Origin of the sequence: Bosea beijingensis (assembly GCF_030758975.1) — a bacterium.
Lineage (GTDB): Bacteria > Pseudomonadota > Alphaproteobacteria > Rhizobiales > Beijerinckiaceae > Allobosea > Allobosea beijingensis.
In genome coordinates this window covers 2,268,632-2,289,779 of sequence record NZ_CP132359.1, presented here as the reverse complement: position 1 = coordinate 2,289,779, position 21,148 = coordinate 2,268,632, and the positions used below count along the sequence as shown (strand labels likewise).

Here is a 21,148-nt window from a genome sequence, read left to right as displayed (position 1 = left end):
GAACGCGCCCCCTCTGTCTCGGCACCTGAGAGATTTCCCCGCCCGACCCATAAGATCGCACGAGTTACACCCGTCGGTGGGCGGGCATCGCTGCCCGCCGCTTTCCAGAGCGCCAAATCCCCAGCGGCCCTTTTGCCTGAGCGTTTCCGGGGCGGTTGCGCCTTCGGCGCCGGGCTCGAAGCCCGGTCTCTCCCGCGGGGATATGCGGCTAGGGCACAGATACAAGACGCGCCGACCGAGTCAATCGGCGCGCCATTGTCTTTCACGGCAAAGCAGCTTTGTCAGCGACGCCGGCGTGCCGGCGCTGCAGGCCCGCCGCCACCCAGACTGACGAAGATCTCGACATCGCCCTGGCCGGCCGGCACCAGAATGCCGTCCTCGATATGGGTGAAGTCGGCGCCGCTCTGGCCGGACGGAATCGCCGCGCCGACACGCGCGCTGCGCTTGCCGATGACCTTGTTGGCGCGCGTCACGGTGGTGGTCAGGGTCGCGCCGTAATTGCCGGGGCTGCCAGCCGGGCCGAGCAGCACCCTGCCCTCGACGCCGACCTTGAGAGCGAAGGCACCGTTGCCCGTCGCCGTACACTGGCGCGCGACATTGGCGATCGAGATCTGGTAGCGCAGGCCGCTCGAATCCTGCCCGGATTGAGCGCGGATCGCGGCGCCGCCATCGGCAATGATGACGTCGGGGCAGACCAGAGTCCCATCCTCGTCGTCCTTCGGCAACTGATCGGCCGGCGGCGGCGTAGCGGACTGGAACATGATGACGTTGAGCGCGGTGTTGCCCGCGGAAGAGGACGAGCCCGAACCGCAGCCGGCAAGACCGAGGCACAGCAGCGGCAAGGCGAGCCAGCGGCCCTGGCGAAGAGTTTGATCGATCACGGCAGCGCCTCCACGCCCGGGCCGAAGCCATTGAGGGAGACGGGCACGCCCACCCCCTCTTCCGGCGTCTGGAATACGATGAAAGTCGCGCTCTTTCCGCCCTTGAGCTGGCCGAGCAGGGTATCGTCCATGACGACCTCGGCGACGCAACCGGTGGTCAGGCAGCGCACGAAGCCGGCGCGGCCGATATCCTTGTCGTCGATCTTGAGGCCGAGGCCCGAAGGCAGCAGCACGCCGAGCGGGGCGACGACGCGCAGGAGCCGGCTCTTCTGGTCCGCCGTCTTCAGCACGATGACGAGCAGCGTCAGATTCGGCCGATCCTCGGCCGCGACGTTCTGCACGAGCGCGCATTGCTCGGCCTTCGCGCCGGGCGGCACCTCACAGCGCATCTGCCAGTCGCCATGTGTGGAGCGCACCGCGCCCTGCGCGAAAGCGGAGCCGGCGGCGAGGCTCGTCCCCATGAGCGCCAGCGCCAGCGCGCCCAGCGCTCCGATGATCCTCATCATCCCTGCCATCCCTTACAAACCGGACCTTGAACCGCAGCAGAAGCGCAGAATTCGGGCAAAACGCCGACCGCGCCAGAGAATCCCGCCGCTCCTCAACATAAAATGCGTTCGGACCATGCAGGGTGGGTCCTGTCAAGGCAGCACAGCCGTTCGCAGCCGACTTCAAGGCCTCGTGCGATTATGCCGCATGGTGGATGGGGGCAGTCTTCATTGCCCCTCTGGCGCAAGCGTGATCTTTGATTTATCGCAATCTCGAAGAATGAGGCGACTTCGCGGTCGCCCCTTCATGCGTGGGGCAAGGCCGGTCGGTTCCCATGCAGGTTGATTGAGGAGCATGTCGGATCGATGCGATTTCTGAGCAGGACTTTTGCAACAGCGGCCGCCACGGCCCTTGCCGTCGGCGCGCTGGCGACCGTCCCGGCGATCGCCGGCACCGGCATGCCCTCCCCCTGGCAGATGAACCTGCAGGGCGCGGTGACCCCGGTCGCCGAGTTCATCCACTGGTTCCATGACTGGCTGAACGTCATCATCACCATCGTCACGCTCTTCGTGCTCGGGCTGATGATCTATGTCGTCTTCCGCTTCAACGAGAAGGCGAACCCGGTCCCGTCGAAGACCACGCACAACGCCCTGCTCGAAGTATGCTGGACGGTGATCCCGGTCCTCATCCTCGTCGTCATCGCGATCCCATCCTTCCGCCTGCTCAAGCTGCAGCTCGAGGTGCCGCAGGCCGACATGACCCTGAAGGTCACCGGCAACCAGTGGCGCTGGACCTACGAGTACCCGAAGGAGAACGGCGGCTTCACCTTCGATTCGCTGATGCTGAACGAAGAGGACCGCGCCAAGGCGATCGCCAGCAAGCGCATCGCCGAGGCCGAGGCGCCGCGCCTGCTCGCCGTCGACAACGAGGCCGTCGTCCCGATCGGCAAGATCGTCCGCGTCCAGGTCACCGCCTCCGACGTCATCCACAAGTTCACGGTTCCGTCCTTCGGCATCAAGATCGACGCCATTCCCGGTCGCCTGAACGAAACCTGGTTCAAGGCCGAGCGCGAAGGCATCTATTACGGCCAGTGCTCGTTCATCTGCGGCCAGGACCACTCCTACATGCCGATCGCCGTCCGCGTCGTCAGCCAGGAGCGCTATGCCGCCTGGCTCGCGGAAGCGAAGCAGAAATTCGCCAATGCCGAAGACGCGGGCAGCAAGTTCGCTGCCGCGTCCAAGTAAGTCGCCGAGGAGAAGAAAGATGGCAACAGCGGCTCACGCCCACGGCCATGACGAGGCCCATCACGCCAATCCGACCGGATGGCGCCGGTGGCTCCTGTCGACCAACCACAAGGACATCGGCACGCTCTACCTGATCTTCTCGATCATGGCGGGGCTGGTCGGCGGCTTCCTCTCGATCATGATGCGCATCGAGCTGCAGCAGCCCGGCCTGCAGATCTTCGCCAACGGCCAGAGCTACAACGTCTTCGTCACCGGCCACGGCCTGATCATGATCTTCTTCATGGTCATGCCCGCGGTCATCGGCGGCTTCGGCAACTGGTTCGTGCCGCTGATGATCGGCGCGCCGGACATGGCCTTCCCGCGCATGAACAACATCTCGTTCTGGCTGACGGTCGCCGCCTTCATCCTGATGATCATCTCGATGTTCGTCGAAGGTGCGCCGGGCGCCAAGGGCGTCGGCACGGGCTGGACGATCTATCCGCCGTTCTCCACGACCGGCCACCCCGGCCCGTCCGTCGACTTCGGCATCCTGTCGCTGCACCTTGCCGGTGCGGCCTCGATCCTGGGCGCGATCAACTTCATCACCACGATCCTGAACATGCGCGCGCCGGGCATGACCATGCACCGCATGCCGCTGTTCGCCTGGGGCGTGCTGGTCACCGCCTTCCTGCTGCTGCTGTCGCTGCCGGTCCTCGCCGGCGCGATCACCATGCTGCTGACCGACCGCAATTTCGGCACGACCTTCTATGACCCGGCCGGTGGCGGCGACCCGATCCTGTACCAGCACCTGTTCTGGTTCTTCGGCCACCCCGAAGTGTACATCATGATCCTGCCGGCCTTCGGCATCGTCAGCCACATCATCTCGACCTTCTCGAAGAAGCCTATTTTCGGCTATCTCGGCATGGCCTACGCCATGGTCGCGATCGGCGTCGTCGGCTTCATCGTGTGGGCGCACCACATGTACACCGCCGGCCTGTCGCTCAACACGCAGCGCTATTTCGTGTTCGCGACGATGGTCATCGCAGTGCCGACCGGCATCAAGATCTTCTCCTGGATCGCGACGATGTGGGGCGGCTCGATCCGCTTCACCGCGCCGATGGTCTGGGCGATGGGCTTCATCTTCCTGTTCACCGTCGGTGGCGTCACCGGCGTCGTGCTGGCCAATGCCGGCGTCGACCGCTCGCTGCACGCGACCTACTACGTCGTCGCCCACTTCCACTACGTGCTGTCGCTCGGCGCCGTGTTCGGCATCTTCGCGGGCTTCTACTACTGGTTCCCGAAGATGAGCGGCTACGTGATCCCGGACTGGATCGGCCGCCTGCACTTCTGGGTCGCCTTCGTCGGCGCGAACCTGCTGTTCTTCCCGCAGCACTTCCTCGGGCTCGCCGGCATGCCGCGTCACTATGTCGACTATCCCGATGCCTTCGCCGGCTGGCAATTCTGGTCGTCGATCGGCTCCTACATCTTCGCCTTCGGCCTGCTGATCTTCTTCTACGGCGTCATCGTCGCCTTCACGAAGAAGGAGCTCGCCGGCGACAATCCGTGGGGCGAAGGTGCGACGACTCTGGAGTGGACCCTGTCCTCGCCGCCGCCGTTCCACCAGTTCGAGACGCTGCCGCGCATCACCGGCTCGGACCACTGATACTTCGATCATCGCGCGTCGATGGACGCGCGATGATCTCGCTAGTTGCTGAAGCATCTGATTTTTCCGAAAAGTGGGTTCCACTTTTCGGTCTTGAGGCGGCGAGCCTCGATGGCCCGCCGCCGCCCTTCCCCCGAGCGCCCCGATGGGCGTTCCGGAGACGGGCGGCACATCCGGCCGCGAATACCCTGCGCCCATGGGCGCCGTTCACAAGAGTACGAAGACGATTGGACTGATGTCTGCTGCGTTCGAGACCCGCACCGAGAGCCTGACAGCCTCCTCCGGCGAAGCGCGCGATTTCTTCGCGCTGCTGAAGCCGCGCGTGATGTCGCTGGTCATCGTGACGGCACTGACCGGCATGGCGACCGCACCGGGTTCGGTGCATCCCGTCCTGGGCCTCGCCGCACTGCTGGCGATCGCCGTCGGTGCCGGCGCGTCCGGCTGCCTCAACATGTGGTACGACGCCGATATCGACGCGCTGATGAGCCGCACCGCCAAGCGCCCGATCCCGTCGGGCCGCGTGCTGCCTTCGGAGGCACTGGCCTTCGGGCTGACGCTCTCGATCGGTTCGGTTCTGGTGCTCGGTCTCGTCGCGAACGCGCTGGCGGCTGCGATGCTCGCCTTCACCATCTTCTTCTACGCCGTCGTCTATTCGATGTGGCTGAAGCGCTGGACGCCGCAGAACATCGTGATCGGCGGCGCCGCCGGCGCCTTCCCGCCGATGATCGGCGAGGCCGTCGTGACCGGCGATTTCGGCTGGCACTCCATCGTGCTGTGCGCGATCATCTTCCTGTGGACCCCGCCGCATTTCTGGGCGTTGGCGCTGGTGAAATCCGGCGACTATGCCCGCGCGGGCATCCCGATGATGCCGAATGTCGCCGGCCCCACTGCTACCCGCCGGCAGATCGTGTTCTATTCGCTGATCATGGCGCCGGTCGCGGTCCTGCCCGCGCTGATGGGCTTCGGCGGCCTGCTCTATCTCGCCGTATCGGTCTCGACCGGCCTCGTCATGATCGGCCTGTCGATCCAGGTCTGGCTGCGGACCGAAGGACCGGCCGCGACCAAGGCCTGCTGGTCGCTGTTCGGCTTCTCGATCCTCTACCTGTTCCTGCTGTTCGCCGTGCTGATCGTCGAGAATGGCTTCGGGTTGATGTGGGCTCTGCCGAAGGTGCTGGGATGAGCGACCAGAATCCGCGGCAGACCTCGTCCATCCCGTTCTCGCCCGAGGACATGGCGCGCCGCCGCCGCCGCTCGATAGCGCTGGCGCTGGTGCTCGGTGGGCTCGTGATCTTCTTCTTCGTGGTGACGCTGGTGAAGACCGGCCCCGCGATCCTGAACCGGCCGCTGTGATGACGACGCCTGTCCCGCAATCACGCAAAGTCAATCCGGCCCGCACCGCGCTGATCTGCGCCGGCGTCGCCTTCGGCATGCTCGGCGTGTCCTTCGCGGCGGTGCCGCTCTACAACCTGTTCTGCAAGGTCACCGGCTTCGGCGGCACGCCGATGACCGGAACGGCCGGGGCCGACAAGATCATCGACCGAACGATCGCGGTGCGCTTCGACGCCAATGTCGCGCCCGGGCTCGGCTGGAAATTCGAGGCGGAAAGCCCGGAGATCAAGGCCAGGGTCGGCGAGACCCAGACGGTGTTCTACAAGATGACGAATCGCTCGGACCGCACGGTCACGGGCATCGCGAGCTACAATGTCGCTCCCGAGAAGAGCGCCGCGTACTTCGTCAAGATCCAGTGCTTCTGCTTCACCGAGCACACGCTGAAGCCCGGCGAGAGCTTCACGGCGCCTGTGGTATTCTATATCGACCCCGAAATCGCCCAAAACCGCGAGCTCGACGGGGTTCACGCGATTACGCTGTCCTACACCTATTTCGCCTCCAAGTCGGGCCAGCCCGTCGCGGAGGACAAGGGCGACCCCGTCAAGGGTGACGCGGGCAATTCGAAACTGTAGAACCACGCTAGATCAAAAGCGCGGACAAGACGCCGTACGCGGAGACTGAACACGATGGCCGGGGCCCATACGAAGCACCACGACTACCACCTCGTCGATCCGAGCCCGTGGCCGCTCGTCGGCGCGGCCAGCGCGACGATCATGGCGATCGGCGCGGTGATGTGGATGAAGGCGCTGCCGGTCGGCGGCATGCATATCGGCCCGCTGGTCTTCGGCGTCGGCCTGCTCGGCGTGCTCTACACCATGCTCGCCTGGTGGATGGACGTGATTCGCGAGGCCGAACGCGAGGGCCATCACACCCGCGTCGTCCAGATCCATCACCGCTACGGCATGATCATGTTCATCGCCTCCGAGGTGATGTTCTTCGTCGCCTGGTTCTGGGCCTATTTCGACGCCAGCCTGTTCTCCGGCGAGCAGATCAACTATCTCCGCTACGATTTCACCGGTGGTAGCTGGCCACCGAAGGGCATCGAGACCTTCGATCCCTGGCATCTGCCGCTGCTCAACACGCTGATCCTGCTGACCTCGGGCACGACCGTGACCTGGGCGCACTACGCGCTGCTCAACAACGATCGCGCCGGCCTGAAGCAAGCACTGTGGCTGACCGTCATCCTCGGCGTGCTGTTCACGATCACGCAGGGCTACGAGTACGTCCACGCCACCTTCGCCTTCAAGGGCAACATCTACGGCGCCACCTTCTTCATGGCGACGGGCTTCCACGGCTTCCACGTCATTATCGGCACGATCTTCCTGGCGATCTGCCTGTACCGGGCCTATCTCGGCCACTTCAAGCCGGAGCAGCATCTCGGCTTCGAGTTCGCCGCCTGGTACTGGCATTTCGTCGACGTGGTCTGGCTGTTCCTGTTCGCCGCGATCTATGTCTGGGGCGGCGGCGTGCCGGCCGCCTGATCCCGCACCCGCCACCGCGTCTCGCGGTCAATCTCAGAAAGGCGGCCGCAGGCCGCCTTTCCTACTTGTACCCTTTGATTTCGCATCGGCTTTTCCGAAGACCGCATTCCACGTTTCGGGCCTATGCTCTGGGAGGCTGCGATGGCCGTTCCTGAAACTACCCTCCCCTCTCCCTATTCGACAGGGCTCGCAGGACGCTGCCCGCGCTGCGGCGAGGGGGCCCTGTTCGACGGCTTCCTCAAGCTAAGGCCGAGCTGCAATGCCTGCGGGCTCGACTACAAATTCGCCGACTCGGCCGATGGCCCGGCCGTTTTCATCATGCTGATCGCCGGATTCGTCGTGCTGGGCGCGGCGCTCTATGTCGAAATCGCCTACGAGCCGCCGATCTGGCTGCATCTCATGATCTGGCTGCCGCTCGCCGTCGTGCTCTGCCTAGGCCTGCTCCGGCCGATGAAGGGTCTGGCGGTTGCGCTGCAATTTGCCCACAAGGCCGAAGAAGGCATTCGCGCACCGTGACCGCCGTGTCGACCCCCGCCCCCCGCAAGCCCGGCCTGCTGCTGCCGACGCTGCTGACCATCGTCGCCACCCTGGTGCTGTGCATGCTCGGGGCGTGGCAGCTCGAGCGCATGGGCACGAAGCACGCCTATATCGAGCGCCTGCAGCGGGAGGCTGCGGGGACTCCGGCGCCGATGCCGCCGCGCGCCGACTGGACGAAGCTCGACCCGGCCGCCCTCGACCTGACCCATGTCGCCGCCAGGGGCAGCTATATCGACGACCGCATCGCCGGGGTGCGCACGACCATCGCCGCCGGACCGCCCGGCAGCCGGCAGCTCTCCGGATTCGGGCGCTGGATCTTCCAGGCGTTCAAGCTGGAGGATGGCGGCATCGTTCTGGTCAATCGCGGCTTCGTGCCGGAAGGCCGGCTCGGCCAGATCGGGCCGGCCAGCGGCCCCGATACCATCACAGGCTTCCTGCGGGCGCCGGAAGCCCGCAACAGCTTCACGCCACAGGACCTGCCGGCGATCCGCGAGTTCTACACGCGCGATCCCGCCGCGATCGCAGCCTCGCTCGGCCAGCCGCCGGCGCCATTCTACCTGGAAGCGGCCCGCGATGGCGACGGCATGACCCCACCGGCCGGCGTCGATGTGCGCGAACTGATCGGACGGATTCCTAACAACCACCTGCAATATGCGCTGACCTGGTTCGGGCTGGCGCTGACATTGCTCGGGGTGTTCGCGGCCTGGGTCTGGCAGACCCGCAGGAACACGACGACAGGCTGACCGCGCAACGGTTTTGCCGAATGCGCCGGAGGGGCCTATAGCATCAGGCTGAGATCACCGAGGCCAAGATCGTGCTGCATGTTTCCACCCGGGGTGAAGCCCCGGCGCTGAGCTTTTCCGACGCATTGCTGACCGGGCTCGCCCGCGACGGCGGACTTTACCTGCCGCAGAGCTGGCCCAAACTCTCCGCCACGGAGATCGCCGGTTTCGCAGGGAAACCCTATACGGCGGTGGCCGAGCGCGTGCTTGGTGCGCTGAGCGATGGCGACATCGAGAGCGGCGCGCTTTCCGGCATGATCCAGCAGGCCTATGCCGGCTTCCGTCATCCGGCCGTCTGCCCGCTGACGCAGATCGGCGACAATCTCTTCGTGCTGGAGCTGTTCCACGGCCCGACGCTCGCCTTCAAGGACGTGGCGATGCAGTTGCTCGGGCGCCTGATGGACCATGTGCTCGGCCAGCGTGGCCGGCGCGCCACCATCGTCGGCGCAACCTCGGGCGACACGGGCGGCGCGGCGATCGACGCATTCAAAGGGCTGAAGAGCGTCGACGTCTTCATCCTCTACCCGCAGGGCCGCGTCTCGGATGTGCAGCGCCGGCAGATGACCACGGTCGATGCCGACAACGTCCATGCCATCGCGGTCGAGGGCACCTTCGACGACTGCCAGAACCTCGTGAAGGCAATGTTCAACCATCACGCCTTCCGCGACGAGATTGGCTTGTCGGGCGTCAATTCGATCAACTGGGCGCGCATCGCCGCGCAGGTCGTCTATTATTTCACGGCGGCCGTCTCGCTGGGCGGGCCGGGTCGCAAGGTCTCCTTCACGGTCCCGACCGGCAATTTCGGCGATATCCTCGCCGGCTGGGTCGCCAAGCAGATGGGCCTGCCGATCGAACGGCTGGGCATCGCGACGAACAGCAACGACATCCTGGCGCGCACGCTGGAGACGGGCGCCTATGAGATGCGCGGCGTCCAGGCGACGACCTCGCCATCGATGGACATCCAGATCTCCTCGAATTTCGAGCGCCTGCTGTTCGAGGCGCATGGCCGAGACGGCGCTGCCGTGCGCCGGCTGATGCAGTCCTTGCAGCAATCCGGTCGCTTCGAGATCGCGGGCGAAGCGCTCCAGCGCATCCGCAATGAGTTCGACGCGGCCTCTCAAAGCGAAGGCGAGATCGCCAGCGAGATCAGGAAGAGCTGGACCGAGGCCGGCTATCTGCTCGATCCGCATACCGCGATCGGCGTTGGCGCGGCGCGCCAGGCGCTGAAGCGCGACCCGGCCACGCCGATGATCGTGCTCGGCACGGCCCATCCCGCGAAGTTCCCGGCGGCAGTGAAGGCGGCGAGCGGGGTCGAGCCGGCGCTTCCCGCCCATCTCGCCGACCTGATGGAGCGCAAGGAGCGCGTGACGCTGCTGCCGAACGATCTCGGCAAGATCGAGGCCTTCGTGCGCAAGCATGCGCGGGCCGTGCGCGGGGCGGCAGCGTGAGCGCGACCCCGCCGGTCGAGGAGCATGAGTTGGCCGCGCCTGCCCGGGCCGAGGGTCGACACGACCCCGATGTTGCGCTGACCGCCCTGCCCTCGGGCCTGCGGGTCGTCTCGCAGCGCATGGACCATGCCGCGACCGTCTCGCTCGGCATCTGGATCGGCGCTGGCGCGCGCGACGAATTGCCGAACGAGCATGGCCTCGCGCATCTGCTCGAGCACATGGCGTTCAAGGGCACGGCGCGGCGCAGCGCCCTCCAGATCGCCGAAGAGATCGAGAGCGTCGGCGGCGATCTCAATGCCGCAACCTCCGTCGAGTACACCTGCTACACCGCCCGCGTGCTCGGCTCGGATCTCGGCCTCGCCGTCGATATCCTCGCCGACATCATCACCTCGCCGTCCCTGACGGAGGAGGAGCTGAAGCGCGAGAAGGGTGTGATCCTGCAGGAGATCTCGGCCGTTCAGGATACGCCGGACGATCTCGTCTATGACCGCTTCCTGCAGGCCGCCTTCCCTGACCAGCCGATCGGCCGACCGATCCTGGGCACAGCCAAGACGGTGAAGGGCTTCACGCCCGATGCGATCCGCGCCTATCTCGCCCGCAACTACCATGCCGGCAACATGGTGCTCGCGGCTTCAGGCGCCGTCGACCATGACGAGCTCGTGGCGCTGGCCAGGGAGCATCTGTCGAATCTGCCCCCGATACCCGCCACACCGCTCCCCCGCGAGGGCGGTGAATATCGCGGCGGCGAAGCCCGCATCGGCAGCGACGAGGAACAGGTCCATCTCGTGCTCGGCCTGCCCGGCCTGCCGTTCAAGGGCGGCCAGCATTACGCGCTGCAGATCTTCGCCTCGGTTCTCGGCGGCGGCCTGTCGTCGCGCCTGTTCCAGGAGGTGCGCGAGCAGCGCGGCCTCGCTTATGCGATCGACGCTTTCCACTGGCCCTTCTCCGATTGCGGCGTCTTCGGCATCGGGGCCGGCACGGCGCCGGAGGATGCGGGCGAACTGATCGAGGTCGCACTCGGCTGCCTGCGCCAGGCTGCGGAGGATGTGAGCGAAGCGGAAGTCGCCCGCGCCCGCGCCCAGATGAAGGTCGGGCTGCTGGCGTCGCTCGAAAGCCCCGGCGGCAAGCTGGAGCAGATGGCGCGGCAGGTGCTGCTGTTCAATCGGGCGATCCCTCGCGAGGAACTGGCCGCCCGGCTCGATGCGGTGACGCTCGACGACGTGCGCGCCGCCGGCCGCTCGCTGCTCGGGCACCAGCCGACGATCGCGGCGGTGGGCCCGACCCATGGGCTGCCGCCGGCCAAGCGCCTGCGCCACGCGGCCCGGGCGGCGGACTGACCGGCGATGGCGCTCTTCCGTTTCCCGAGCGAGCCGCCGAGCCGCCCGCTGATCCGGACGCCGAATCTCTATCTGCGCTCACCCCAGGCCAGCGACCATACGGCCTGGGCCGTGCTGCGCATGGAAAGCCGCGAGTTCCTGACGCCCTGGGAGCCGACCTGGAACGAGGACGACCTGACCCGCACCTCGTTCCGCCTGCGTGCCAAGCGCGCCGCCCGCGAGATCTCGACCGACGAGGCCTATTCGCTCTTCATCTTCGAGACGGGCACGGAAACCCTGATCGGCGGCCTCACCCTCGGGCTGATCCGGCGCGGCGTCGCGCAGGCCTGCACGCTCGGCTACTGGATGGGTCGGCGCCATGCCGGCAAGGGCCATATGACGGAGGCCGTGCGCGGCGCCGTGCGCTTCGCCTTCTCCGATCTCGCCCTGCACCGCGTCGAGGCCGCCTGCCTGCCCAACAACGAGCCGTCGCGGCGCCTGCTGGAGCGTGTCGGCTTCCAGCATGAGGGGCTGGCGCGGGCCTATCTCAAGATCAACGGCAACTGGGCCGATCACCTGCTCTATGCCGCGCTTTCCACCGACAGCTTGCCAGGAAACAGGCCGTGACTGCGGCGGTTGATCACAGGCCCGCTCCGCCTTGCCCTTGCCATGAGCGGCCGATAGGGCTTTTCGTTAAACTTCGAATGATCGCTTCCCGCCTGATAGCCGAGCACAGCTTGTCCATTTCCGAGCGCATCTTCCGGGTCGGCCTCGCCCTGGCCGGCCTTGTCCTGTGGTTCTGCGCGGCCGCCCTCCCGGCCCAGGCCGTCGAGCCGGTACGCGTCCCAGTCGACGCACCCGTCATCGACCTGACCAATGTCGTCGAGCGCAACAAGTCGGACGGCGACGTCATCCAGATCTCGACCGCGCCGGGGCCGGACGGCATCGTCAGGCGCATCGCCGTCAAGGCGCGTGAGGCCGGAGCACGCCCGGACTGGATCGTCTTCGCGCTCACCAATGATTCCGACGAGCAGATCGACCGTTTGCTGGTCGCGCCCTTCCACCGGCTGATCGGCTCCGGCGTGATCTGGCCCGATCTCGGCGACAAGCGCATCGAGGCGGTGACGGCGAGCCAAGGCCTCGCGCCCGACCGCGAAGCCAGCCCCGATGCCGACGTCTTCCTGATCACGCTCGACCCCGGCACGACCGTAACCTTCGTCGCCGAGCTCAAGTCGCCGAACCTGCCGCAGCTCTACCTCTACGAATCCGAAGCCTATCGGCAAAAGACCAACGGCCTGACGCTCTACAAGGGCATCATCATCGGCATCGCCGGCCTGCTGGCGCTCTTCCTGACCATTATCTTCGTGGTCAAGGGCGCGGTGATCTTCCCGGCCGCCGCGGCGCTCGCCTGGGCGGTGCTGGCCTATGCCGGCCTCGATTTCGGCTTCTTCCAGCGACTGTTCCCGCTGACGCCCGCGATCGAGCGAATCTACCGGGCCGGCGCCGAGGTCGTGCTCGCCGCGACGCTGCTCGTCTTCCTCTTCGCCTATCTCAACCTGTCGCGCTGGCATGTGCGCTACGGCCATGTCACCGCGCTCTGGATCCTCGGCCTCGCCGGGCTGATCGGGCTTGCGGTCTTCGACGCGCCGATGGCATCCGGCATCGCTCGCATCTCGATCGCGGCGGTCGCGGCGATCGGCTTCATCCTCGTCGTGCATCTCGCCACGCATGGCTACGAGCGCGCGGTGATGCTGATCCCGACCTGGTTCCTGCTCGCCGTCTGGGTCACCGCCGCGAGCTTCACCGTGACCGGGCAGTTCCAGCGCGATCTGGTCGCGCCTGCCCTGCTCGGCGGCCTTGTCCTGATCGTGCTGCTGATCGGCTTCACCGTGATCCAGCATGCCTTCGCGGGCGGTGCGATCTCGCAGGGGCTGGTCTCGGATACGGAGCGCCGGGCGCTCGCGCTGTCGGGCTCGGGCGATCTCGTCTTCGACTGGGATGTCTCTTCCGACAAGGTCTTCGTCTCCCCGCAGATCGAGACGCTGCTCGGCCTGCCCAAAGGCTCGCTCGAAGGCTCGGCCGCGCGTTGGCTGGAGCACATGCATGTCGCCGACCGCGATCGCTATCGCGTCACGCTCGATGCCGTGCTGGAGCAGCGCCGCGGCAAGCTCAATCTCGACCTGCGCCTGCGCGCCGCCAGCGGCGCCTATCACTGGATCAACGTCAAGGCGCGTCCGGTGATCGGCTCGGACGGCGAAGTCATCCGCGTCATCGGCACGCTCGCCGACGTCACCGAGCAGCGCACCGCGCAGGAGCGCCTGCTGCACGACGCCGTCCACGACAACCTGACCGGCCTGCCCAATCGCAAGCTGTTCCAGGACCGGCTCGGCGCGATCTTCGGCTTCACCCGCGCCGACGACAATATCCGCCCGACCGTGCTCGTCATCGATGTCGACCGCTTCAAGCAGGTCAACGAATCGGTCGGCTTCTCGGCCGGCGATTCGATCCTGCTGACGCTGGCGCGGCGCCTGGGACGCCTGCTCAGGGCACAGGACACGCTCGCCCGCATCGGCGGCGACACCTTCGCGATGATCCTCGTCTCCGAGCGCGACCCCGAGCGCATCCTGGCGCTGGCCGAGCTGGTGCGCCGCGCCGTCTCGACGCCGATCACCTATGCCGAGCGCGAGATCGTGCTGACGCCCTCGATCGGGCTCGCCCTGTTCGACCCGGCGCCGGCCTCGCGCAAGGAAGACGCGCTGAAGAATGCCGAGCTCGCCATGGCCCATGCCAAGCGCCAGGGCGGCAACAAGATCGAGGTCTTCGTGCCGGCGATGCGGACCGACCGCAACGACCGCCTCGCTCTTGAAAGCGACCTGCGCCGCGCGATCGAGCGCAACGAGATTCAGGTCATGTACCAGCCGATCGTCCGGCTGGAGGACCGCACCATCGCCGGCTTCGAGGCGCTGGTGCGCTGGGACCATCCGCGCGAAGGCCGCCTGATGCCGCAGGACTTCCTCGCCATCGCCGAGGAGACCGGGCTGATCGTCGATCTCGGCGTCTATGTCATGGACAAGACGGCACGCGAGCTGGAGGCTTGGCAGGCAGCGCTGGAAGTCGACCCGCCGATCTTCGCCAGCGTCAACGTCTCCAGCCGGCAATTGCTGCGCCACGACCTGCTGCACGACGTGAAGACCGTGCTCGGGCGCCGGCGCGTGCTGCCGGGCACGCTCAAGCTCGAGATCACTGAGAGCCTCGTGATGGAGAACCCGGAATATGCCGCGCAGATGCTGCAGCGCATCCGCGATCTCGGCGCCGGCCTTTCGCTCGACGATTTCGGCACGGGCTATTCGTCGCTGTCCTATCTGCAGCGCTTCCCGTTCGATACGATCAAGATCGACCAGAGCTTCGTGCGCCAGATGGGCAATGGCCGCCCGCCGGTGATCCTGCGTTCGATCGTGCAGCTCGCTGCCGACCTCCACATGGATGTCGTCGCCGAGGGCGCGGAGAGCGAGTCGGATGCGATCGAGCTCTACCAGCTCGGCTGCCAGTACGCGCAGGGCTACATCTTCGGCCAGCCGATGACGGCGGCGGAAGCGCGGCGCCTGATGGGCGCAGCGGCGGCGGCGACGACCGAGGCGGCTTAGACAACCGATCGCTGAGTTTCGAGCACGAGCTTTGTCATTCCGGGGCGCCCGCAGGCGTGAACCCGGAATGACAATAGGACAGTTCCTCAGGCGTGCCCCGCCTCGCGCGACAGGAAGGCCGGGTCGATGCCGATCTTGCCGAGCGCGCGCTGGTACTTGGTCTCGACGCCGTCATCGAAGAGCAGTTCGGGATCGGCGGCGCAATGCAGCCATCCATTCGACTGGATCTCGGCCTCCAACTGCCCTGCGGCCCAGCCGGCATAGCCCAACGCCAGCACGGCACTCTCCGGCCCTTCACCGGTGGCGATGGCGCGCAGGATATCCAGAGTCGCCGTCAGGCAGATGCCCTCATCGATCGGCAGGGTCGCCGATTCCAGGAAAAAATCGGCGGTATGCAGGACGAAGCCGCGCTTGGTCTCGACCGGGCCGCCGCGCAGCACCTGCATTCGCTCGGCCCGGCTCGGCAGGCGGATCACCTCCTCGGAGGGAATCACGTCGAGCTGGACCAGCAGCTCCGGGAACTTCGTGTCGCCCGCCGGCTTGTTGACGATGATGCCCATCGCCCCATCCTCGGAATGGGCGCAGACATAGACGACGCTGCGGCTGAAGCGTGTATCGGCCATGCCCGGCATCGCGATCAGGCATTGCCCATCGAGATAGCTGCGGCCGCCGGCGCGCGATTGTGAGCCGATTTTCATGATGCCATGCTAGAGGCTGTCGGGGAGGGTCGGCAAGGCTTGGCTGAAGTCGCCCTCTCTGCAGCGCGCTCACGCTCCGCCACCAGGCCATGCGGATCACATTCGCGTGCGGCGACACGGCCGTGGCGGCCCGAACCGTCGTCACCGCGATTGTGCCCCATTCCTGCGCGAGGTTGGCGACATGTCGCACAGGTGCCGCCCGGCGGAGCAAGACAGGTTTTGTTCGCTTTTCAGGCTCGCAATCGCTAAAGGCTGGGCCGTGAACCGCATTCTTCCCTTGCTGGCCCTGCTGCCGCTGACGCTCGGCCCCGCCGCCCGCGCGCAGGAAGCGGCAAACGAGGCCGCCACCTCGCCGTGGTCGTCTAGCGAGCATGCCAGGTTGCGCTTGATCGCCGGGCCGACCACCGCGACGGGCAAGCAGCGCGTCGGCGTCGAGATCGTGATGTCGCCGGGCTACAAGACCTATTGGCGCAGCCCCGGCCAGTTCGGCGTGCCGCCGGCCTTCGACTGGTCGGGCTCGACCAATATCGGCGGGCTCGACGTGCGCTGGCCGGTGCCGGAGCGCTTCCAGGATTCGGCCGGCTATTCCATCGGCTATGTCGGCGAGGTCGTGATCCCGATCTCCGTCCAGCCTGTCGATCCGTCGCGGCCCGTCTTGGTCGTGCTGAAACTCGACTATGCCGTCTGCGAGAAGATCTGCATTCCCGCCAAGGGCGAGGCGAGCCTGTGGCTCGAACCCGGCGTGACCACGGTGACCTCGCCGCGCCTCGAAGACTACGAGGCGCGCGTGCCGGTCTCCGCCAAGCCCGGCGCGCACAAGGAGAAGATCGCGATCGTCGAGGCTGGCCCCGACGACAGCGTGGTCGATCCGGGCCTGCGCCTCATCCTGCAGCCACCGCCGGAAGGCCGGATCGAGGATATCTTCGTCGAGGGCTCGGGCATGTGGTCCTTCGGCAGGTCGCGGCTGACGCCGCAGGCAGACGGAACGGTCCTCGCCCAGATCCGCATCGACGAGCGGCCGAAGGGTGCGGCCGGCCCGATCCCGCTGATCTTCACGGTGCGCGGCAGGCCGCGGCCAATCGAGACACGACTGGAACTCGACATCCCCGCCGGCAAGCCCTAATCCGTCAGGCCGGGCGGCCCGGTTGGCCGCAGGCTTCACGGAGAGACAGGCTCATGACCATCAAAGTGGGTGACAAGCTTCCCCAGGCGACGTTCCGCGTCATGACCGCCGACGGCCCGGCCGCGCGCACGACCGACGACCTGTTCAGCGGCAAGAAAGTGGTGCTCTTCGCGGTGCCCGGCGCCTTCACCCCGACCTGCCATCGCAACCATCTGCCGGGCTTCCTGGAGAAGGCGGCCGAGATCAAGGCGAAGGGCGTCGACGCCATCATGGTCACCAGCACCAACGACGTCTTCGTCATGGACGCCTGGTCGAAGGCGACCGGCGGCGCCGGCGTGATCGAGTTCCTCTCGGACGGCAATGCCGATTTCGCCAAGGAGATCGGCCTGTCGCTCGACGGTTCGGGCTTCGGCCTCGGCACCCGCTCGCAGCGCTACTCGATGCTGGTCGAGGACGGCGCGGTGAAGGTTCTCAATGTCGAGGAAGCCGCCGGCAAGGCGGAAGTCTCCGGCGCCGAGGCGATGCTCGCCAAGCTCTGAGCCTTAAGGGCACGGAGAGAGATTGGAGCCCGCGCAGCCGCTGCGCGGGCTTTTTTTGTTGGCTGGGCAGGTAAAGCGAGGCTGCACTGGGTCGATAGCGGACTTAGATGTCGCGCTGGTAAAACTAGATAGTCACTCCAACTCGGCGTCACGAAGAAGCGCATCCAGCTTTTCCGGGTCCATGCGTCTTATCTTGGCTTCAAGCCGCCGATCGTATCCACGGTCATTCGGATCCCAGCCCGGATGCGCCTTGCGTGCATATTGCTGCACAAACTTTTGAATGTCCGCGCCTTCCCGAGCTAGGCGGCCAGCTCTCTTTTTTCCATTTTCAGTCATATGGCGATCCGCATCCCAATTCCCATCGCATAATAGCAATAATCGCCTGCTTGGTTAGCTCTCGACGCTATGTAAGCGCCGGCGGTCTATCGAACGAACGAAACGGGTCGCTAGGAGACATGCACGGAGTTGATGAGAACGATGACGAATTGGTCGCCAGCAAGCGAGGACTTCATTCGAGGCAACATTGGAGCTGCCGAGGCTCGCATGCCTGCAGCACAGCTCCTCGTCTGGAGGTGCATCGCCATCACTCCGAGAAAATGGGAACTCAGCCCGCTGGGCGAGCTTGGCGGCGGCTTCTGGGTCGTAGCGATATTTGGCGCCTCAGTCATTTGGTACAACGACATTGAGGACGGCTACAACGTTTCTACGTATCCGACGCTAGGAGAAATCGGCGCATACGGTGCCGATCAGTATGAACTGGAGCACGTTTTGCAGCAGCTCATCAACCGAGCGACGGCATCGGTCGTGCAGTAGCGCTGGCCTAGGTCGCGTTGCACGGAAGTTCTGAATTGGGTCGTAAGCGGACCTAGCTTTTGACATTGCGAGGAATGCACCGCCTCTTAAGCTGCTCCACTTCTCCGGCGCATGGAGAGAGGATATGCCGTTTCAAGGCTTCGTTGTCGAACCTGCAGAGTTGGCAAAATTGGCTCGCGCCTTCGACGCCGCCTGGATGGCGGTGAACAGCGTGAACACCGTCGGTGGCCAGCAGCAGAGGCGGGCGAGAGCCCGCCTGGCAGGCATCATTCTCGATCTCTGGAGAGAGGATTCCGCTCAGGCTTTGAGCGCCAGCGCTGTCGAGCGCTTCCTGGCGTCAGACCAACCCCACTGATCGATCCGATCTGCGCTTGTCATGAGACAAGCCGTGAAGCCCCGGCTAGCTTCCGGGCCGGAGGAGAATACCGATGGCCGAGATCACCATTCGCCCGCTTGCCGCCACCGACCGGGAGGCCTGGACGCCGCTCTGGCATGGCTATCTGACCTTCTACAAGGCGACGCTGCCGCCGGAGATCGATGCGATCACCTTCGGGCGCCTGACCGGCGGCGAGGAGCCGATGGGCGGCTTCCTCGCCTTCGAGGGCGACAAGCCGCTCGGCATGGTCAACTGGGTGCTCCACCGCACGACCTGGAGCGAGAAGCCGATCTGCTATCTGCAGGACCTGTTCACCGTGCCGGAATCGCGCGGCACCGGTGTCGGCCGCAAGCTGATCGAGGCCGTGAACCAGATGGCGCGGGCCAAGAACTGCTACCGCGTCTACTGGCAGACGCATGAATCCAACCTGCAGGGACAGGCGCTCTACGACAAGGTCGCCGACAAGTCCGGCTTCATCGTCTACCGCCAGCCGCTCGGCTGAAAGCCTCGGCCGGAGCGCGCATGATCGCAATCCGGGACAGGGGCGAGATCATCGAGCGGCTCGCTGGCGATCCGCTCGACAATGTCGTGCTGCTGAAGCATCTCGCGGCCTTTCCGCAGAACACACGGGCATTTCAGCGGCTGTCGCCGGCCGGCGCGGCGACGCTCGTCCTGCTCGATACCGCAGCCAGCGTTTACGACCGCAAGACCTACCCGACCGCGGCCCATGCCGCCCTCATGCGCAGCGAAGACGTCGCGCTCACGGAAGCGCTCCTGAGCGAACTTCCGACGACGGGCGGCATCGTCTTCAAGCTGAGCGGCACGGCCGACTACGACCTCGTCCAGCGGCACTATCCGCTCGCACGCAAGACCAGCTTCCTTTCCTTTGCCTCGCCCGAGTGCGTTCCCGGCTATGACGGCGTCCTCGTCGCGGAGAGTGCCACGGATGCCATGTATGCGCTCTATCGCACGCAGGATCACGCGCGGGACTGGCTCGCGCCGCTGCTGGCAAGCGGACGCGCCTTCACGTGCAGGGTCGGCTCGGGCGATCAGCCGCTCTCCGTCTGCTTCGCCTTCGAGAGCTACACCAAAGTCTGGGAAATCGGCGGCGTGGTCACGCGACCCGAGCAGCGCGGGCGCGGCCTTGGATCACGCGTCGTCGGCGCAGCGCTCGGTGAGCTGGCGCGGCGCGATTTGCTGGCCCGCTATCAGGTCCACGAGGACAACACCGCCTCGATCCGGCTGGCCGAAGCGCTCGGCATGCAACCGCTCCTGCGCCTGACCCATTACCTGCATGAGCGCTAAGCGCAGGGAGCAGCGAAGGTCAGCGCCCCGGCTTGAACGGCGCCATGCCGGCGCGTGCGAGGGCGTCGGCACGCTCGTTCATCTCGTCGCCGGCATGGCCCTTGACCCATTTCCACTCGATCTTGTGGCGGCCGAGCGCGGCCTCAAGACGCTGCCAGAGCTCGGCATTCTTGACTGGCTTGCGATCGGCCGTCTTCCAGCCGTTCTTCTTCCAGCCATGAATCCAGCCGGTGATGCCCTGGCGCAGGTATTGGCTGTCGGTGTGGAGCGCGACCGTGACGGGCCGCTTCAGCGCCTCCAGTGCCGCGATCGCCGCCATCAATTCCATGCGGTTGTTGGTGGTTTGCGCCTCGCCGCCGGAGAGCTCCTTCTCGATGCCGTTGAAGGTCAGGATCGCGCCCCAGCCGCCGGGGCCCGGGTTCCCGGAGCAGGCGCCATCCGTCCAGACTTCGACCGTATCGCTCACCGCTTCAATCCGTATTCGCGAGCGTCGGCGACGCGCTGGTGGAAGGCGAGCTTGCGATCGTATTCGAGCGGGTCATGCGGCTTGACCAAGGCACCGGGCGGCACGTTGAGCCAGTCGACCAGGCGCGTCAGCAGGAAGCGCAGCGCCGAGCCGCGGCAGAGCTGCGGCAGCGCCTCGACCTCCGCCTCGTTCAGGGGCCGGACGCTCTCGTAGCCGGCGAGCATGGCCTGGCCCTTGGTCAGGTTGAACGAGCCGTCGGCCTCGAAGCACCAGGAGTTCAGGCAGATCGCGAGGTCATAGGCATAGGCATCGGTGCAGGCGAAATAGAAATCGATCAGGCCCGAGAGCCGGTCGCCGATGAAGAAGACGTTGTTCGGGAAGAGATCCGCATGGATCACGCCGCGCGGCAGGCCCTGCGGCCAGCTCGCCTCATGCACGGCGATCTCGGCGGCGACGCGACGCGCGAGGCCGGGCGAGACCTTGTCGGCATCAGCGCCGGCCTGCTCGGCCAGCGGCCGCCAGCCCGGCACGGAGAGCGCATTGACCCGTTCCATCACGAAATCGGCGCCGGCCTGGTGCAGCAGGGCGAGGCCGCGGCCGAGTTCCTGGCAATGGGCGGATGTCGGGCGGCGCACCGAGAGACCGTCGAGGAAGGTGACGATCGCGGCAGGGCGGCCGGCAAGCTGGCCGAGCATCTCGCCGCGGCTGTCGCTGACCGGCTGCGGGCAAATCACCCCGCGCGAGGCGAGATGCTGGATCAAGCCGAGGAAGAACGGCAGGTCGTCCGGGTTCACCCGCTTCTCGTAAAGCGTGAGGATGAAGGCGCCCTGCGTGGTGCGGATCAGGTAGTTCGAGTTCTCGACGCCCTCGGCGATGCCCTTGGCGGAGAGGAGTTCGCCGATGCCGTAGCGCGCCACGAAGGCGGCCATCTCGTCATCGGGTACTTCGGTATAGACGGCCACGATCGCACTCTTCTGC

General features: G+C 66.2%; 24 protein-coding genes and 1 riboswitch. Of the genes, 18 read left to right on the top strand and 6 right to left on the bottom strand.

Annotated features, from left to right (window positions below; genetic code table 11):
• Positions 1-114 precede the first annotated feature (114 nt).
• Positions 115-205, bottom strand: a riboswitch (glycine riboswitch).
• 76 nt (positions 206-281) lie between these two features.
• Positions 282-881, bottom strand: coding sequence for a hypothetical protein (locus tag Q9235_RS11035; RefSeq protein WP_306227188.1), 600 nt, complete (start codon positions 879-881; stop codon positions 282-284).
• Entirely contained in the window at positions 878-1,384 is a 507-nt protein-coding gene (locus tag Q9235_RS11030; RefSeq protein ID WP_047574150.1) for an invasion associated locus B family protein, read from the bottom strand. Before Q9235_RS11030 ends, Q9235_RS11035 begins: the two co-directional genes overlap by 4 nt.
• A 348-nt stretch (positions 1,385-1,732) precedes the next feature.
• Between Q9235_RS11030 and coxB the strand changes: the two genes are divergently transcribed.
• The 12 genes from coxB (at position 1,733) to Q9235_RS10970 (ending at position 14,850) form a co-directional block, all read left to right on the top strand.
• On the top strand, positions 1,733-2,611 hold the full coding sequence (coxB, locus tag Q9235_RS11025) for a cytochrome c oxidase subunit II (RefSeq protein ID WP_422678311.1): 879 nt from the start codon (positions 1,733-1,735) through the stop codon (positions 2,609-2,611).
• A gap of 19 nt (positions 2,612-2,630) precedes the next feature.
• The gene (gene ctaD / locus Q9235_RS11020; RefSeq protein WP_306227186.1) at positions 2,631-4,253 is read left to right on the top strand and encodes a cytochrome c oxidase subunit I; all 1,623 of its coding nucleotides are present in this window, start codon (positions 2,631-2,633) and stop codon (positions 4,251-4,253) included.
• Positions 4,254-4,488: 235 nt separating this feature from the next.
• Entirely contained in the window at positions 4,489-5,433 is a 945-nt protein-coding gene (locus tag Q9235_RS11015) for a heme o synthase (RefSeq protein ID WP_306227183.1), read from the top strand.
• Positions 5,430-5,603, top strand: a complete 174-nt coding sequence (locus tag Q9235_RS11010) for a hypothetical protein (RefSeq protein WP_306228488.1) — start codon at positions 5,430-5,432, stop codon at positions 5,601-5,603. Before Q9235_RS11015 ends, Q9235_RS11010 begins: the two co-directional genes overlap by 4 nt.
• Positions 5,603-6,214: a cytochrome c oxidase assembly protein gene (locus Q9235_RS11005; RefSeq protein WP_306227180.1), complete on the top strand. Its 612-nt coding sequence runs from the start codon at positions 5,603-5,605 to the stop codon at positions 6,212-6,214. Before Q9235_RS11010 ends, Q9235_RS11005 begins: the two co-directional genes overlap by 1 nt.
• Before the next feature lie 54 nt (positions 6,215-6,268).
• Positions 6,269-7,123, top strand: a complete 855-nt coding sequence (locus Q9235_RS11000; RefSeq protein ID WP_306227178.1) for a cytochrome c oxidase subunit 3 — start codon at positions 6,269-6,271, stop codon at positions 7,121-7,123.
• Between the two features lie 141 nt (positions 7,124-7,264).
• Entirely contained in the window at positions 7,265-7,639 is a 375-nt protein-coding gene (locus tag Q9235_RS10995) for a DUF983 domain-containing protein (RefSeq protein WP_306227175.1), read from the top strand.
• Between the two features lie 5 nt (positions 7,640-7,644).
• Positions 7,645-8,403 (top strand): SURF1 family protein, encoded by a 759-nt coding sequence (locus tag Q9235_RS10990; RefSeq protein ID WP_306227173.1) that lies wholly within the window; start codon positions 7,645-7,647, stop codon positions 8,401-8,403.
• A gap of 71 nt (positions 8,404-8,474) precedes the next feature.
• Positions 8,475-9,890, top strand: a complete 1,416-nt coding sequence (gene thrC, locus Q9235_RS10985; protein ID WP_306227170.1) for a threonine synthase — start codon at positions 8,475-8,477, stop codon at positions 9,888-9,890.
• 29 nt (positions 9,891-9,919) lie between these two features.
• Positions 9,920-11,227, top strand: a complete 1,308-nt coding sequence (locus Q9235_RS10980; protein WP_306228212.1) for a M16 family metallopeptidase — start codon at positions 9,920-9,922, stop codon at positions 11,225-11,227.
• A 6-nt stretch (positions 11,228-11,233) separates the two neighbouring features.
• Positions 11,234-11,833, top strand: coding sequence for a GNAT family N-acetyltransferase (locus Q9235_RS10975; protein WP_306227168.1), 600 nt, complete (start codon positions 11,234-11,236; stop codon positions 11,831-11,833).
• A gap of 77 nt (positions 11,834-11,910) precedes the next feature.
• Entirely contained in the window at positions 11,911-14,850 is a 2,940-nt protein-coding gene (locus Q9235_RS10970) for an EAL domain-containing protein (RefSeq protein ID WP_422678310.1), read from the top strand.
• 86 nt (positions 14,851-14,936) lie between these two features.
• Here the strand turns inward: Q9235_RS10970 and Q9235_RS10965 are convergent, their stop codons facing one another.
• On the bottom strand, positions 14,937-15,548 hold the full coding sequence (locus tag Q9235_RS10965) for a YqgE/AlgH family protein (RefSeq protein WP_306227165.1): 612 nt from the start codon (positions 15,546-15,548) through the stop codon (positions 14,937-14,939).
• A gap of 259 nt (positions 15,549-15,807) precedes the next feature.
• Between Q9235_RS10965 and Q9235_RS10960 the strand changes: the two genes are divergently transcribed.
• Positions 15,808-16,671, top strand: a complete 864-nt coding sequence (locus tag Q9235_RS10960; RefSeq protein WP_306227163.1) for a protein-disulfide reductase DsbD domain-containing protein — start codon at positions 15,808-15,810, stop codon at positions 16,669-16,671.
• Positions 16,672-16,724: 53 nt separating this feature from the next.
• Positions 16,725-17,210, top strand: coding sequence for a peroxiredoxin (locus Q9235_RS10955; RefSeq protein WP_306227160.1), 486 nt, complete (start codon positions 16,725-16,727; stop codon positions 17,208-17,210).
• A 132-nt stretch (positions 17,211-17,342) separates the two neighbouring features.
• Here Q9235_RS10955 and Q9235_RS10950 read toward each other — a convergent pair whose 3' ends face one another.
• Entirely contained in the window at positions 17,343-17,546 is a 204-nt protein-coding gene (locus tag Q9235_RS10950; RefSeq protein WP_306227157.1) for a hypothetical protein, read from the bottom strand.
• Between the two features lie 207 nt (positions 17,547-17,753).
• Here Q9235_RS10950 and Q9235_RS10945 point away from each other — a divergent pair, with 207 nt between their 5' ends.
• The 4 genes from Q9235_RS10945 to Q9235_RS10930 all read left to right on the top strand — a co-directional run bounded on the left by Q9235_RS10945 (position 17,754) and on the right by Q9235_RS10930 (position 19,704).
• Entirely contained in the window at positions 17,754-18,023 is a 270-nt protein-coding gene (locus Q9235_RS10945) for a hypothetical protein (protein ID WP_306227153.1), read from the top strand.
• 124 nt (positions 18,024-18,147) lie between these two features.
• Positions 18,148-18,378: a hypothetical protein gene (locus Q9235_RS10940; protein ID WP_306227150.1), complete on the top strand. Its 231-nt coding sequence runs from the start codon at positions 18,148-18,150 to the stop codon at positions 18,376-18,378.
• 73 nt (positions 18,379-18,451) lie between these two features.
• Complete coding sequence (locus Q9235_RS10935) at positions 18,452-18,901, top strand: GNAT family N-acetyltransferase (protein WP_306227148.1); 450 nt, start codon at positions 18,452-18,454, stop codon at positions 18,899-18,901.
• Positions 18,902-18,921: 20 nt separating this feature from the next.
• On the top strand, positions 18,922-19,704 hold the full coding sequence (locus tag Q9235_RS10930) for a GNAT family N-acetyltransferase (RefSeq protein ID WP_306227147.1): 783 nt from the start codon (positions 18,922-18,924) through the stop codon (positions 19,702-19,704).
• Between the two features lie 19 nt (positions 19,705-19,723).
• Here Q9235_RS10930 and rnhA read toward each other — a convergent pair whose 3' ends face one another.
• Positions 19,724-20,170, bottom strand: coding sequence for a ribonuclease HI (gene rnhA, locus Q9235_RS10925; RefSeq protein ID WP_306227145.1), 447 nt, complete (start codon positions 20,168-20,170; stop codon positions 19,724-19,726).
• The gene (locus Q9235_RS10920) at positions 20,167-21,132 is read right to left on the bottom strand and encodes a homoserine kinase (RefSeq protein ID WP_306227142.1); all 966 of its coding nucleotides are present in this window, start codon (positions 21,130-21,132) and stop codon (positions 20,167-20,169) included. The genes rnhA and Q9235_RS10920 overlap by 4 nt, the downstream gene beginning before the upstream one ends.
• Positions 21,133-21,148 lie beyond the last annotated feature (16 nt).

Coding starts and splice junctions, on each gene's coding strand:
- Q9235_RS10970 (WP_422678310.1), top strand. CDS start 11,911: ATGATCGCTTCCCGCCTGATAGCCGAGCACAGCTTGTCCATTTCCGAG.
- Q9235_RS10950 (WP_306227157.1), bottom strand. CDS start 17,546: ATGACTGAAAATGGAAAAAAGAGAGCTGGCCGCCTAGCTCGGGAAGGC.
- Q9235_RS11010 (WP_306228488.1), top strand. CDS start 5,430: ATGAGCGACCAGAATCCGCGGCAGACCTCGTCCATCCCGTTCTCGCCC.
- ctaD (WP_306227186.1), top strand. CDS start 2,631: ATGGCAACAGCGGCTCACGCCCACGGCCATGACGAGGCCCATCACGCC.
- Q9235_RS10930 (WP_306227147.1), top strand. CDS start 18,922: ATGATCGCAATCCGGGACAGGGGCGAGATCATCGAGCGGCTCGCTGGC.
- Q9235_RS10975 (WP_306227168.1), top strand. CDS start 11,234: ATGGCGCTCTTCCGTTTCCCGAGCGAGCCGCCGAGCCGCCCGCTGATC.
- Q9235_RS11005 (WP_306227180.1), top strand. CDS start 5,603: ATGACGACGCCTGTCCCGCAATCACGCAAAGTCAATCCGGCCCGCACC.
- Q9235_RS11000 (WP_306227178.1), top strand. CDS start 6,269: ATGGCCGGGGCCCATACGAAGCACCACGACTACCACCTCGTCGATCCG.
- Q9235_RS11030 (WP_047574150.1), bottom strand. CDS start 1,384: ATGAGGATCATCGGAGCGCTGGGCGCGCTGGCGCTGGCGCTCATGGGG.
- Q9235_RS11015 (WP_306227183.1), top strand. CDS start 4,489: ATGTCTGCTGCGTTCGAGACCCGCACCGAGAGCCTGACAGCCTCCTCC.
- Q9235_RS10955 (WP_306227160.1), top strand. CDS start 16,725: ATGACCATCAAAGTGGGTGACAAGCTTCCCCAGGCGACGTTCCGCGTC.
- Q9235_RS10945 (WP_306227153.1), top strand. CDS start 17,754: ATGCCTGCAGCACAGCTCCTCGTCTGGAGGTGCATCGCCATCACTCCG.
- Q9235_RS10995 (WP_306227175.1), top strand. CDS start 7,265: ATGGCCGTTCCTGAAACTACCCTCCCCTCTCCCTATTCGACAGGGCTC.
- coxB (WP_422678311.1), top strand. CDS start 1,733: ATGCGATTTCTGAGCAGGACTTTTGCAACAGCGGCCGCCACGGCCCTT.
- Q9235_RS10965 (WP_306227165.1), bottom strand. CDS start 15,548: ATGAAAATCGGCTCACAATCGCGCGCCGGCGGCCGCAGCTATCTCGAT.
- Q9235_RS10940 (WP_306227150.1), top strand. CDS start 18,148: ATGCCGTTTCAAGGCTTCGTTGTCGAACCTGCAGAGTTGGCAAAATTG.
- Q9235_RS10935 (WP_306227148.1), top strand. CDS start 18,452: ATGGCCGAGATCACCATTCGCCCGCTTGCCGCCACCGACCGGGAGGCC.